The organism is Desulfosarcina widdelii, assembly GCF_009688965.1.
In the GTDB taxonomy this organism is placed as follows: Bacteria; Desulfobacterota; Desulfobacteria; order Desulfobacterales; family Desulfosarcinaceae; genus Desulfosarcina; species Desulfosarcina widdelii.
This window is the reverse complement of sequence record NZ_AP021875.1, coordinates 4,936,257-4,948,286: the sequence shown is the minus strand read 5'-3', so window position 1 is coordinate 4,948,286 and position 12,030 is coordinate 4,936,257. Positions and strand designations below refer to the sequence as shown.

Below are 12,030 nucleotides of genomic sequence, written 5' to 3'. Positions count from 1 at the left end.
CATATCGTCATCTTTTACGCATGAATGGTTCATGCTGCCTCCAGTCACCTCCGCCGGACCCGCCACGATTTCATCAGCGATCCCCACCGCTGAAAGGTGAAAAAGACGGCAATCAGGCGTTTCATGATCTGAAACTGACGGCCTTCAAGAGAGTCGGCCACCTCATCGAGCAAGTCGGGTATCGGCAGCGCCTGGGGGCATTTCTCCATGCATTTCCCGCACGCCACGCACTGAGACGCCAGAGAGGGTTTTTCGTTTTTGATATCCGTCATGTGCATGATATAAAGCAGCAATGCCGATGGATCGTTATACATGCTGTATCGGTTGTAGCAGTCGAAACAGCCGGGAATATCCACCCCCTTTGGACAGGGCATGCAGTAATGGCAGCCGGTGCTGGGGGCCTTCATCAGTTCCCTGTAAGTCTTTTCCACCCGCGCGTACAGCGCAAGCTCGTCTGCCGTCAGGGTGTCGGGCCGGGCGTCTTCCGCAATAGCGAGGTTTTCCTCAATATGATCCTCCTCGTTCATTCCCGACAACACGACCGTTACCTCCGGATGGTCCCAAACCCATCGCAGGGCCCACTCCGCCGGTGAGCGTTTAACCTGCGCTTCATCCCATATCTCCTGCACCCGGCCGGGGACTTTGCCCACAAGGTTGCCCCCGCGCAGGGGCTCCATGATGATAAGGCCCAGATTCCTGGCCGCGGCGTACTTCAGCCCTTCGGTTCCCGCCTGGTGATTTTCGTCCATAAAATTGTACTGGATCTGGCAGAAGGTCCAGTCATATCCGTCCACAATCACTTTGAATTCTTCAAGCGGCGCGTGGCATGAAAACCCGGCATTGCCAATCCGTCCGTCGGCTTTGGCTTTATCCAAAAAATCGATAACATCCAGTTTAAGAAGCCGTTCCCAGTTCTCCGCCCACATGTTGTGGATCAGGTAGTAATCGATGGTTTCGGTACGCAGATTCTTCAACTGCGTGTTTAAAATTTTGTCCATGTCCTGCCGGTTTTTCACCAGCCAGTGGGGCTGCTTGGTTGCCAGCTTCACTTTTTGCCGGTATCCGTCCGCCAACGCACGGCCCAGAAATGCTTCGCTTCCACCCACATGATAAGGCATGGCCGTGTCCAGGTAATTCACACCCCGGTCAATGGCGTGTCGCACCTGTTGGGTAGCGCGTTCTTCGTCGATCTTTCCTTCGCCCGGCCTCCCCTTCTTCTGGGGCAGGCGCATGCAGCCAAAGCCCAATATGGACAAACGGTCGCCTGTCTTGGGAATTTTTCGGTAAAGCATTGCAACCTCCTTTTTGAATAATCGTCGGGACGGCAAAACAACTGACCGCTGGTCAGCAATATATTTAACTGACCAAAGGTCAGTTGTAAAGAATTAAATGACCATTGGTCAGTTAATGTTTTTGTTGAAAATGCTTCTGGTAAGGGCTAATACAACTATGGGAGAACACCATGGTCATTAAAAAAAGAGCCATAAGCGAAGAAGATAAGCTGAAGAGAAGGACCAAAATCCTTAATACGGCATGGCGGCTGTTCAAGCAAAAGGGCGGTCTGTTGCCCACGGTCTCAGGCATCGCCGGCAAGGCCGGAATGTCCAAGGGCACGGTGTACCTCTATTTTAAAACCAAGGAAGAGATCTTTCTGGTGCTGTACCTTCAGAAAGTTGCGGAGTGGTTCGAATCCAGCATCGCTCCGGTAAAAGAAAGGAAGGGCCAGCTTACTGCTGAAGAGATTGCCCGGGTTTTTACCAACCATGTGATTAAAAATCCCGATGTCCTGATGATGAGCAGCATCGCAAAAAGCGTGATAGAGGAAAACATCGGCGATGAGGCCCTAATCCGGGCGAAAATAGCCAGCGCCGGACTGCTGAAAGCGTCCGGCGAAATATTTTCTGCGAGCTTTCCCGGCACGTCAAAAGAAAAAGGCGCGGAAATTACCCTGTGGATCATCTCTCTGATCACCGGTCTCTGGCAGTTTGCAAGCCATCCTCCACACATCAGCAAGATCATCAAAAAGCAAAACCTGACGGTCCTTGAACCCGACTTTGCCGAATCGGTCACGGCTGCAGTTGCTGCTCTAATTCGGGGGAGCATTTAACCATTATTTTTCAATTTTCAGCTTAAACCAGACTTTACGGTTAACTTGTGCCCATCAAGAAATAGGCAAATTTGGTCGAGATCAAGGCGCACGAAAAATTTTACCGCAGACATATGGTTGATATTTCGAGGATAAAATTTTTCGCGCAACAAAGATATCGGGCAAATTGGCCATTTCTGGTTGGGCACTGATCAGTCCTGCGCAGCCCGCTCCTGGGCCTGGCGGATCAAATCCACCAGACTGGCGACCTTGGCGGGCGGGGATCGATGGGTGGACAGCGCCTCGAAGGCCTCCGGCGACAGGCAGGCCTGCATATGGGCCACCACATCGAAACGCTCCCACCAACAGTCGAACACCTTGAAGCAGGGAGATTTTCCCTCTTCACAGATCTTGCAATAACCGAATGAGACGTCGCCGCCCAGCCGCGGGCAGCGCCGCTCCAGCGCATCTGCATCCATCACCGGCTCCTGATCGTCTCGGGCGTGGGGTAATTCTTGAGAATTTCAGTAGACTTTTCGATTTCGGCATCCTCCAGCGTGAAGTCGGACAACTCACCGGCAAGGTACTTTTCATAGGCGCCCAGATCCAGCAGGCCGTGGCCGCTGAAGCTGAACACGATGGTCTTCTCTTTTCCCTCTTCCTTGGCCTTGCGGGCTTCTTTCACCACCTGGGCGATGGCGCTGGTGGTTTCGGGCGCCGGAATGAATCCCTCGGTCCTGGCCCACAAAACGCCGGCCTCGTATGCCGCCATCTGGCCGACGGATTTGGGCGTCAGCAGTCCTTCGTTGACCAGTTGGCTGACGGTGGGCGCCATGCCGTGGTAGCGCAGGCCGCCGGCGTGGATGGGCGCGGGCACGAAATTGTGCCCCAGACTGTGCATGGGCAAAAGCGGCGTGTACCCGGCCGTGTCGCCGTGGTCATAGGCAAAGGGGGCCCGGGTCATGGTGGGGCAGGCTTTGGGCTCCACGGGATAGATCTCGATGGGTTTGCCGTTCATTTTATCCAGGACAAAGGGGAAGGCCAGTCCGGCGAAGTTGCTGCCCCCGCCGGCACAGCCGATGATGATGTCCGGATAGTCGCCGGCCATTTCGAACTGTTTTTTGGCTTCGAGTCCGATGATGGTCTGGTGCAGCATCACGTGGTTGAGCACGCTGCCCAGCGAATAGCGCGTCTTGCCGCTGGTGTCGCCCACCGCCGCTTCCACGGCTTCGGAGATGGCGATGCCCAGGCTGCCGGGCGTGTCAGGATCTTTTTCCAGGGCCTCGCGGCCGGCCTTGGTCTCGCTGCTGGGCGAGGCAATGCAATGGCCGCCCCAGGTCTGCATCATGGCTTTGCGGTAAGGCTTCTGATCGAAGCTGATGCGCACCATGAACACCTTGCAGGTCAATCCGTACTGGGCGCAGGCAAAGGACAGCGCGCTGCCCCACTGTCCGGCACCGGTCTCGGTGGTAATGTTATCGATGCCGAAAACCTTGTTGTAATAGGCCTGGGGTACGGCAGTGTTGGGCTTGTGGCTGCCCGGCGGGCTCATGCCCTCGTTTTTGAAATAAATCTTTGCCGGTGTACCCAGGGCCTTCTCGAAGGCCGTGGCCCGGGTCAGGGGCGCCGGCCGCCAGATGGAAAGAACGTCCAGAACCGCTTCGGGAATGTCGATCCAGCGCTCGGAGCTGACCTCCTGTTCGATCAGGTTCATGGGAAAAACCGGCGCCAGCATATCGGGGCTCACGGGCTTTCCGTCGGGTCCCAAAGGTGGATTCATCTTGATGTCGGCCAAAATATTGTACCATTTTCTGGGGATCTCGTTCTTGGGCAAAACAAAGCTCTTGGTTTGCATACACGTTCCTCCTTGGTGATCGATAGAAAGGTCCGGCGCCATGCCGGGAAAAGCAGGTCGTTGCTGCCGAAATGGGTGCCGGTACGAAAACGACCTCGGTTTTACGCCGCATCGTATGTTTCTGTCAATAGAAATGCTGAAGCCAAATCTATCGAAAAGACAGTCAAAATGACCTTGACTGTTAAATTTCCGTACTGGTATTGTTCTACACTTTAAAACAAAAATGGAGGACGCAATGGACCGACGGGGATTTTTCAAATACCTGATGACCGCCATCCTGGCAGTGGGCGCCATGGTAACGGCAACCGGCTGCATGGCACCACTGATCAGCGCCACGGCCCGGGACAAAAGTGCCGGCGATCCCTGGCAGTGTATGAATTGCGGCCATCTCACCCGCACCAAGGAGGATCTTTCCGGAACCCGATGCCCGCGCTGCACCCAGCGGATGCTGAAAAAAATTACAGAAGAAGAAATGGCCCAGGCCTTAAAGAAGCTGAACGCATGATCCCTGTGAACCGATCAGAGCAATCGACAAAGGAGCCCCTTTTCCCGACCTGCGCCGACCTGAATCCGCCGTTTTTTCTCAAGCCGACCGGCATCCAGACCGTTCTGGCCAGTGCCAAGCTGCGGGCCCTGGGGAAAAACCCCATGGTCGATGTGGCCCATGAGGTCGTTCTCACCACCGCAGAAGGGGTGCGCCTGCTGGGTTATGTCAGCCGGCAGCCCCGCCCCCACAATAAGGGTCTGGCAATTCTCATCCACGGTTGGGAAGGCAGTTCGAATTCAACCTACATCCGCACCACGGGCCGTTTTCTTTACAATCAGGGATTTGACGTTTTCCGGTTGAACCTGCGCGACCACGGCCCCAGCCATCACCTCAACACCGGCCTCTTCTACGCGGTGCTGCTGGACGAAGTATTCGACGCCGTGCGCCAGATCTGCGCTGCGGAGGAAGGCAAACCGGTTTTTCTGGCCGGCTTCTCCCTGGGAGGCAACTTTGCGTTGCGCATCGCCCGCAAATGCGCGCAGGAGCCCATCGAAAACCTGAAACAGGTGGTCAGCGTCAGTCCGGTTATCGATCCGGACAAAGCCACCGACCGCATCGACGACACCCGGCTGATCCTGAAATATTTCCTCAAGAAGTGGCGCCGATCCTTGTCTGTCAAACAGGGGCTCTATCCGGGCCGCTACGACTTTTCTTCCCTGATGGATGTCGACAACATTCGCGAAATGACCGAGCGACTGCTGGCCCGCTACAGCGAATACGGCAGTGCCCGGGAGTACTTTAAAGGCTACACCCTGCTCGACGGCGATCTTGCCACAATAAACGTACCCACCATCATCATCACCGCCAAAGACGACCCCATCATTCCCGTAGAGGATTTTTACGATCTGCACACCAGCGACGCTACCCGCCTGTTGGTCCAGCCCTATGGCGGACACAACGGTTTTCTGGAGGGATGGCGGTTGAACGGCTGGTACGAGAAGGTAATGATGGAGGCCTTCCTAAAGGTCGCCTGAAGCGCGTTCCGTTTTCAATCTTTTTAGGAGAAAGAGAGGGTTCCATGTCTGGAAACGCACCATCCTTATCGGCGGCGGACAAATCGAGATTCAACGTTCTGAACGAAGAGAATCTCGATTTTCTCATGGATCGCTACAACCGGGTGAACCGGTGGGTCATCGCAGACATGATCCGCAGGAGTGCTTATCACTACCCGGATAAAAAGGCGCTCATTTTCGGTAAAACATCCCTGACCTACCGGGAACTGGAATCGGAAAGCAACCGGGTGGCCAACGCCCTGCTGGATCTGGGCGTCAAAAAATACGACCGGGTGGCCATTTTAGCCCACAACACCCGCCACCATGTTCTCACCTGGCTGGGCTGCTGCAAAATCGGTGCGGTCTACCTGGCCATCAACTATCTGTTGAGAGGCAAAGACATTTCCTACTGCATCGATCATTCCGAAAGCCGGGTCTTTATCGTGGAAGACGCCCTGTACGAACTGGTCGTCGACGTGCTGGACGAGATGAAATCCGTCGACACCCTGATCTGGTCCGACGACATGGCCGGCCAGGCCCCGCCCGACGACCGATTCAAGGATTTCGAGACCTGGTACAAGGCCTTTCCCGACGATGAGCCCGGTGTTCTGCTTCACATCGAGGATCCCTGCCAGATGACCTACACCAGCGGCACGGAATCGCTCCCCAAGGGCGTCATCATCAGCAACCAGGCCCTTATGGCCCAGTACATGGGCGCCATCATCGACGGCCGATACGATTCGGACGACATCAGTGTCAATGCCCTTCCCATCTACCACTGCGCCCAGCGGGACGTGTTCATGAATCCAATTTTCTGGGTGGGTGGGACCAACATCCTGATCGCACCGGATATCGGCGAGATCCTGAAATCCATCGCCGAAAACCGGGCCACCATGTTTTTTGCCCCGCCCACGGTCTGGATCGGCATGCTGCGCCATCCGGATTTTGACAAATTTGACCTTTCGAGGCTTAAAAAATGCTATTACGGCGCATCCATCATGCCGGTGGAAGTTCTCAAGGAGATGCTCAAGCGGCTGCCGGGAGCCAAGATTTACAATTACTATGGCCAGACCGAACTGGCGCCGTACCACACCATCCTCAAGGCCGAAGACGCCATGACCAAGCTGGGCTCCGCCGGTATGGGCGGCCTGAACATGGAAACCCGACTGGAAGACGAAACGGGCAATCCCATTGAAACCGTCGGAACGCCCGGTGAAATCTGCGGCAAGGGCCCCCACGCCATGATCATGTATTTCAAGGACCCTGAGAAGACCGAAGAGGCCATGAAAGGCGGATGGTTTCACTCCGGAGATATTGGCGTTCTGGACGAGGATCGCTATATTTCGGTGGTGGACCGCAAAAAGGACATGATCAAAACCGGCGGCGAGAATGTCTCCACCCGGGAAGTGGAAGAAGTGATCTACCAGGACCAGCGGGTGGAAGAAGTGGCCGTAATCGGCTTGGACCACGCCAAGTGGGTGGAGGCGGTGACGGCCGTTGTGGTTTGCCGGGCCGGCGAAACGATCACCGAAGATGAAATCGTTGCCTTATGCCGGGAGAACCTGGCGGCTTTCAAGGTACCCAAAAAGGTGGTGTTCATCGATGCACTTCCCAAAACGCCCACTGGAAAAATCTTGAAACGGGATATGCGGCAGACCTACAAAGGGTTGTTTTCGAAATAGGCAACATCCCATTATGGGCAGAACAATATTAGGGCCGGGCACAGCGCACTGTGCCCGGCCCTTTATTAATCTTCTATCGACGTCAATCCGATCTCTACCAAAATGGCACTCTTTGGGGAGTCAAGCCGCCGGGTGGCAATACTAGAAACGGTTGTCCCCGTCGAGCAATCCGCCGAGGGAGCCCAGCAGCGAGCCTTCACCGCGGCTGCCGCCCTTTTGCGGTGCCGCCTGAAGCATGCGCCCGGCCAAACGCGAGAACGGCAGAGACTGAAGCCATATCTTGCCCGGTCCGTGGAGTGTGGCAAAAAAGAGACCTTCCCCTCCGAACAGGGCCGTCTTGATGTTGCCCGCCTGGCGGATGTCGAAATGCACGCTCTGTTCCAGAGCCACGATGCATCCGGTGTCCACATCCAGCACCTCGCCTTGCTGAAGCTGGCGCTCCACTACGGTACCGCCGGCGTGCACGAAAACCATGCCGTCGCCTTCCAGCTTCTGCATGATGAATCCCTCGCCGCCGAACAAGCCGGTGAGAATTTTCTTCTGCATGTGGATTCCGATGGAAACGCCCTTGGCCGCGCAAAGAAAGCTGTCTTTCTGGCAGATCAGGCAGCCGTTGACGCTGGTCAGGGGCACGGGAATGATATTGCCCGGATAGGGGGCTCCGAAGGCCACGTGGGCCTTACCCTGCCCCGTGTGGGTGAATACCGTCATGAAGAGGCTTTCACCGGTAATCAGCCGTTTGCCGGCGCCCACCAGCTTGTCCATGAACCCCCCCCCACCACCTCCGGAAGGTGCCGACCCGTCTCCGAAGACCGTCTGCATGTCCACCTGACTACCCTTGTACATCATGGCACCGGCTTCCGCCACGGCACTCTCGCCGGGATCCAGTTCCACTTCTACGAATTGCATCTCTGCCCCGAAAATTTTATAATCGATTTCATCGGCTCCCGATCGGACGGCGGCCGGCGGTGGCGCCGGTACCGGAGCACCGGGTAACGGATTGAGTTCGTCGATGCTGGCAATGGGCTGCCAGTCGGCAAACCCCTCCCGCCAGGCATGGCCGTTGGGATTCTGTCGGGCCTGGGCCACGGCCTGAGCAAGGTCCATGGGGCCCACCTGATTGCCGTCAACACTCAGATACCATTGGGTCATGTTGGAGTCCTCCTTATTCTAGTTCCAGGCTGCGCTCGATTTGCTCCACCGTCTGGCCGTCGAGATTCATCCGGTTGGCCAGGTTTTGCATGTATTGCCGCTCCCGATCCGTATCTACCTCGATGGCCATCAGCGAAACGGCATACACCTGGCGGGCCAGTTCCGAAGAATGGACGCCGGCGACAATGGTGTCCAGATCCGCCGGTGAGAACAGTTCTTGGGTGACAAAGGCCTGCTCCTCGGGTGACAGGTCGACGGTTCTCAGTCGCTCTAGAATCGCGTTGCGCTCCGTTTCGTCGATGGTGCCATCGGCGTTGGCGGCGGCGATCATGGCCCGAATCAGAAGCACCGCATCCGCGTTGTCGGGCGCTTTGCCGGAAGATGGCGAAAGTGGGGGCGGCGCGGCGGCCTGGCCCGGCATGGGAGGCGGCGGAGGCGACGACGACGGACCGCCCGGTGTCGGCGGGGGCGGCTGTGGGGCGCCGGGCATGGACGGTGGAGAGCCGGGCACCGCTGGCGGGGTCCCGACATTCTTGGGTTTGCTCACGAAATGCTCAAACGCTTCCATGGCGACCCCCAAAGCGCCAAGGGCCGCGCCACTTGACACCAGACCGCCGAGCCCGCCGCGGCTGCCTCGTGTGCTGCTGCGAATCAGGCCGCCGAGAAGTCTTTCCGCATTAAACATAATGGTTCTCCCTTTTCATATTGTTTCGATATTTTTATGACAACCGTTGGCGAATACCGATAAGAACGTTTTCATCCAAATTCTGAATGAGGGGCGACGGACTGTCAAGGAGATTTTGGCTGCCTGCCGGACCGCTGTTTTTGAATCGTAAGGTGTGATATCGTCCCAAAAAACATCACCGGCAAGACCGCCGGGAACGCCGGCGCTTATTCCTGACAGTATGAAATCGGAAAAATCGTAAAGGAGGCCCATGGAACCGGATTTTACTTATCATCCCATCGGCGTGATCCGTTCATGCTTCACCGAAAAATTCGGCATTCCCCGGCAGCCGGGGCTGGTGACCGCTGCCCGGGCCATGCTGGAGGTCTTCTCACCCTATGACCATGACGAAGCCTTCAGGGATCTGGATGAATTCTCTCATCTGTGGGTTCTTTTTGTCTTCCACGGTATTCCCGCAGGAAAATGGCGACCGACCGTTCGTCCGCCCCGCCTGGGGGGCAACCGGCGGACCGGCGTCTTTGCCACCCGTTCCGGGTTCCGCCCCAATCCCATCGGCATGTCCGCCGTGTCTCTGGAGGGCATCCGCCGGCAAAACGGCAAGCTGCTGCTGGAACTGTCCGGCATCGATCTGCTGGACCAGACGCCGGTGCTGGACATCAAACCGTACCTGCCCTATGCCGATGCCATTCCCCGGGCCTGCGGCGGATTCGCCGACCGGCCGCCAAAAAACGATCTCCCGGTCGCCTGGTGCCCGACGGCAAAAAAAGCCCTCACGGAACTGGAAAAGACGCATCCCGGTTTCGAAGAACTGCTCGAGCAGGTGCTGGGGGCCGATCCCCGGCCCGCTTATGTGGACCAGCACACCGACCGCGAAGAATTCGGTCTTCGGCTATACAACGTCAACGTTCGCTGGCGGATCGACGACAGAGAAATCATCGTGCAGGCAATCGAAATCGACACTAAGGATTGAAATATAAGATACGGGTGGAATCAAGGGTTGGAGCAAAACTACCGGAGCCGTCCTTCGGATCTATGCGATGCCGATCTCTTTCTTGGTGGCGGCGGCACATTCGGGACAATAGGTTGAGGTAGGGGCGATCCCTGCCTTCCGCCAGATGTAATTTTCTACGGTCATCCACTTTCCGGTGCCCGGCTCGCGACCGCCGTCATCACGGATTTTTTTACAGACACAGCAGACGGGCAGTATCGTTTCGTAAAGCTTGAGCTTGCGCTTCAACTCGAGGCGTTCGAAATAGCTGGCCACCCGCAGCTTCAACTCGTCGGGTTCGCAGGGTTTGAGGAGGTAATCGTCGGCGTCCAGCCTGAGGGCATCAATGGCCGACGCCATGTCCCCATAGCCGGTGAGAATGAGAACCATGGTTTGCGGATTTTTGGCCTTGGCCGTCTTGAGCACCTCGATGCCGTCGATGCGGCCCATCACCAGATCCGTTATCACCATATCGAAATGACCGCTTTCCATCAGTTCGATGGCTCGCTCCCCGCTCTTTGCCGGTGTAACGTCGTAGCCGCTGCTTTCGAGATCCTTGCCGATGCCGGTCAGAATGAATGGATCGTCGTCGACCAATAAGATTCTGTACTTGCGCATATTAAGGGCCCTTTTCCGTTAGGCGGCAATGGTTGCCGATGGTATTGCTCAAGCGGACAAATCCTGGCACGCTAAGGGTTTCCGCCCGTCGCATGGGATCGATTTGCGCTTCGGTCAGGAGCCGCTGGCAGGTGGCGGCATCCAGCTTCAGCTCGCTTTGGGACAATGCGTTGCGCAGCGTTTTTCTCCGTTTGCCAAAGGCGGCTTTGATCACCCGAAACAACAGCCCCTCATCGTCGGCACGAACGGGCGGCGGGTCGGCAAACCGGATGCCGATAACCGTGGAGTCGATCTTGGGGGCCGGGAAAAAGAGGGATGCCCGCACCGGCATCAAAACTTGCGTTTGGGCGCAATATCCCAGCATCACGGACAGGCGGCCATAGTCCCTCGATCCCGGCTCCGCACAGATACGCTGGGCCATCTCTTTCTGGAGCATGAGTACCGCCCTGTCCACGCAGCGTCTGGCGTGGATCAACTGCACAACGACCTGAGATGAAATATTGTAGGGCAGGTTGCCCATCACCACCAGCTGCCGGCTGGCATCCCGATGGATAGAGGCCAGGTCCACCCGCAGAATGTCCGCCTCCCGGATTTCGACGTTGTGGATGCCGGCGGCCATCAACTCCGTGTGCAGCAGATCGATGATACGGCCATCTTTGTCCACGGCGATGACCCGGCGGGCAGCCTTGGCCGCCGGAACGGTGATGGCCCCCAGGCCGGGGCCGATCTCCAGCACCACGTCGTCGCTGTTCAAGCCGGCCTTTTCGACAATGGCTCGGGCCAGGTTGGGATCGTTGAGAAAATTCTGGCCCAACTGCTTTTTCGCCCGGATGTTCCAGGCGGTGAGCAGGGCCCGCGGAGAAGTCACGACCCGACTCCCGGTCCTGCCGCTTTTCTCGTGTGACGAGACTGGCGCCGGAGAATAATAAAACCGCGTAAGGTCAGAAAATAGGTCACCACACCCAACAACGCGCCGATCACAGCACCGCCGACCATCATGGCCATGAATACCTCGACCCCCAGTTCCATCAGCTGGGATAACGAGTCGAAAGCGATGTTGTTCAAGGTGGCCTGGTAGCCCAGCAAAAAACACCCCAATTTGTAATTGACATAATAGACCAACGGTATGGTCAATGGGTTGCTCAACCAGGTGCCCAGAAACGCCGCCGATTTGCTTCCCCGAACGATAAAAGCCAGGCCAACGGCGATAAGGGTTTGAAACGGAATGATGGGCATGATGGAAACAAAAATGCCCACCGCCATTCCCAGGGCAAGGTGATGCGGGTTGCCCTCCAACTGGCGAAGCCGAACCAGCATCTGGGCGAACCGCGCCCTGGGGCCCGTGAACACCGGGGGTTTTTTCTTGTAAGGGATACGCGTTGATTTCATGGTCGCCAGGGGCGCTCCTGCCGGAAAATCCCGGTA

The 12,030-nt window shown here is 56.9% G+C and carries 13 protein-coding genes; 5 read left to right on the top strand and 8 right to left on the bottom strand.

The window, feature by feature from the left end; genetic code table 11:
* Positions 1-44: 44 nt before the first annotated feature.
* A complete protein-coding gene (locus GN111_RS22730; protein ID WP_155305950.1) occupies positions 45-1,292 on the bottom strand; it encodes an aldo/keto reductase in 1,248 nt (415 codons plus the stop codon).
* Between the two features lie 170 nt (positions 1,293-1,462).
* Here GN111_RS22730 and GN111_RS22725 point away from each other — a divergent pair, with 170 nt between their 5' ends.
* Positions 1,463-2,107, top strand: a complete 645-nt coding sequence (locus GN111_RS22725) for a TetR/AcrR family transcriptional regulator (protein ID WP_155305949.1) — start codon at positions 1,463-1,465, stop codon at positions 2,105-2,107.
* A gap of 191 nt (positions 2,108-2,298) precedes the next feature.
* On the opposite strand, the gene GN111_RS22720 is transcribed toward GN111_RS22725, so the two are convergent.
* Both GN111_RS22720 and GN111_RS22715 read right to left on the bottom strand, forming a co-directional pair.
* Positions 2,299-2,565 carry a hypothetical protein gene (locus GN111_RS22720; RefSeq protein ID WP_155305948.1) on the bottom strand — a complete coding sequence of 89 codons (267 nt, stop codon included), beginning with the start codon at positions 2,563-2,565 and terminating at the stop codon, positions 2,299-2,301.
* A complete protein-coding gene (locus GN111_RS22715; RefSeq protein ID WP_155305947.1) occupies positions 2,565-3,941 on the bottom strand; it encodes a TrpB-like pyridoxal phosphate-dependent enzyme in 1,377 nt (458 codons plus the stop codon). Before GN111_RS22715 ends, GN111_RS22720 begins: the two co-directional genes overlap by 1 nt.
* Positions 3,942-4,176: 235 nt before the next feature.
* Between GN111_RS22715 and GN111_RS22710 the strand changes: the two genes are divergently transcribed.
* The 3 genes from GN111_RS22710 to GN111_RS22700 are packed head-to-tail and all read left to right on the top strand — an operon-like array spanning position 4,177 to position 7,162.
* The gene (locus tag GN111_RS22710) at positions 4,177-4,446 is read left to right on the top strand and encodes a TFIIB-type zinc ribbon-containing protein (protein ID WP_155305946.1); all 270 of its coding nucleotides are present in this window, start codon (positions 4,177-4,179) and stop codon (positions 4,444-4,446) included.
* Positions 4,443-5,462, top strand: a complete 1,020-nt coding sequence (locus GN111_RS22705; protein WP_170302418.1) for a YheT family hydrolase — start codon at positions 4,443-4,445, stop codon at positions 5,460-5,462. Before GN111_RS22710 ends, GN111_RS22705 begins: the two co-directional genes overlap by 4 nt.
* Before the next feature lie 44 nt (positions 5,463-5,506).
* Entirely contained in the window at positions 5,507-7,162 is a 1,656-nt protein-coding gene (locus GN111_RS22700) for an acyl-CoA synthetase (RefSeq protein WP_155305944.1), read from the top strand.
* A 141-nt stretch (positions 7,163-7,303) separates the two neighbouring features.
* Here the strand turns inward: GN111_RS22700 and GN111_RS22695 are convergent, their stop codons facing one another.
* Positions 7,304-8,314, bottom strand: a complete 1,011-nt coding sequence (locus tag GN111_RS22695) for a TIGR00266 family protein (RefSeq protein WP_155305943.1) — start codon at positions 8,312-8,314, stop codon at positions 7,304-7,306.
* A 13-nt stretch (positions 8,315-8,327) separates the two neighbouring features.
* Positions 8,328-8,999, bottom strand: a complete 672-nt coding sequence (locus GN111_RS22690; protein WP_155305942.1) for a tellurite resistance TerB family protein — start codon at positions 8,997-8,999, stop codon at positions 8,328-8,330.
* Positions 9,000-9,249: 250 nt separating this feature from the next.
* Between GN111_RS22690 and tsaA the strand changes: the two genes are divergently transcribed.
* Positions 9,250-9,969, top strand: a complete 720-nt coding sequence (tsaA, locus tag GN111_RS22685; protein ID WP_155305941.1) for a tRNA (N6-threonylcarbamoyladenosine(37)-N6)-methyltransferase TrmO — start codon at positions 9,250-9,252, stop codon at positions 9,967-9,969.
* A gap of 60 nt (positions 9,970-10,029) precedes the next feature.
* Here tsaA and GN111_RS22680 read toward each other — a convergent pair whose 3' ends face one another.
* From GN111_RS22680 to GN111_RS22670, 3 genes are read right to left on the bottom strand one after another with little or no spacing between them, the layout of a single operon-like run.
* Positions 10,030-10,605 (bottom strand): response regulator, encoded by a 576-nt coding sequence (locus GN111_RS22680; protein WP_155305940.1) that lies wholly within the window; start codon positions 10,603-10,605, stop codon positions 10,030-10,032.
* Between the two features lies 1 nt (position 10,606).
* Positions 10,607-11,473 (bottom strand): 16S rRNA (adenine(1518)-N(6)/adenine(1519)-N(6))-dimethyltransferase RsmA, encoded by an 867-nt coding sequence (gene rsmA, locus GN111_RS22675; RefSeq protein WP_155305939.1) that lies wholly within the window; start codon positions 11,471-11,473, stop codon positions 10,607-10,609.
* Positions 11,470-11,994: a DUF2062 domain-containing protein gene (locus GN111_RS22670; RefSeq protein ID WP_170302417.1), complete on the bottom strand. Its 525-nt coding sequence runs from the start codon at positions 11,992-11,994 to the stop codon at positions 11,470-11,472. The genes rsmA and GN111_RS22670 overlap by 4 nt, the downstream gene beginning before the upstream one ends.
* Between the last annotated feature and the right edge of the window lie 36 nt (positions 11,995-12,030).

Coding starts and splice junctions, on each gene's coding strand:
- GN111_RS22730 (WP_155305950.1), bottom strand. CDS start 1,292: ATGCTTTACCGAAAAATTCCCAAGACAGGCGACCGTTTGTCCATATTG.
- GN111_RS22725 (WP_155305949.1), top strand. CDS start 1,463: ATGGTCATTAAAAAAAGAGCCATAAGCGAAGAAGATAAGCTGAAGAGA.
- GN111_RS22720 (WP_155305948.1), bottom strand. CDS start 2,565: ATGGATGCAGATGCGCTGGAGCGGCGCTGCCCGCGGCTGGGCGGCGAC.
- GN111_RS22715 (WP_155305947.1), bottom strand. CDS start 3,941: ATGCAAACCAAGAGCTTTGTTTTGCCCAAGAACGAGATCCCCAGAAAA.
- GN111_RS22710 (WP_155305946.1), top strand. CDS start 4,177: ATGGACCGACGGGGATTTTTCAAATACCTGATGACCGCCATCCTGGCA.
- GN111_RS22705 (WP_170302418.1), top strand. CDS start 4,443: ATGATCCCTGTGAACCGATCAGAGCAATCGACAAAGGAGCCCCTTTTC.
- GN111_RS22700 (WP_155305944.1), top strand. CDS start 5,507: ATGTCTGGAAACGCACCATCCTTATCGGCGGCGGACAAATCGAGATTC.
- GN111_RS22695 (WP_155305943.1), bottom strand. CDS start 8,314: ATGACCCAATGGTATCTGAGTGTTGACGGCAATCAGGTGGGCCCCATG.
- GN111_RS22690 (WP_155305942.1), bottom strand. CDS start 8,999: ATGTTTAATGCGGAAAGACTTCTCGGCGGCCTGATTCGCAGCAGCACA.
- tsaA (WP_155305941.1), top strand. CDS start 9,250: ATGGAACCGGATTTTACTTATCATCCCATCGGCGTGATCCGTTCATGC.
- GN111_RS22680 (WP_155305940.1), bottom strand. CDS start 10,605: ATGCGCAAGTACAGAATCTTATTGGTCGACGACGATCCATTCATTCTG.
- GN111_RS22670 (WP_170302417.1), bottom strand. CDS start 11,994: ATGAAATCAACGCGTATCCCTTACAAGAAAAAACCCCCGGTGTTCACG.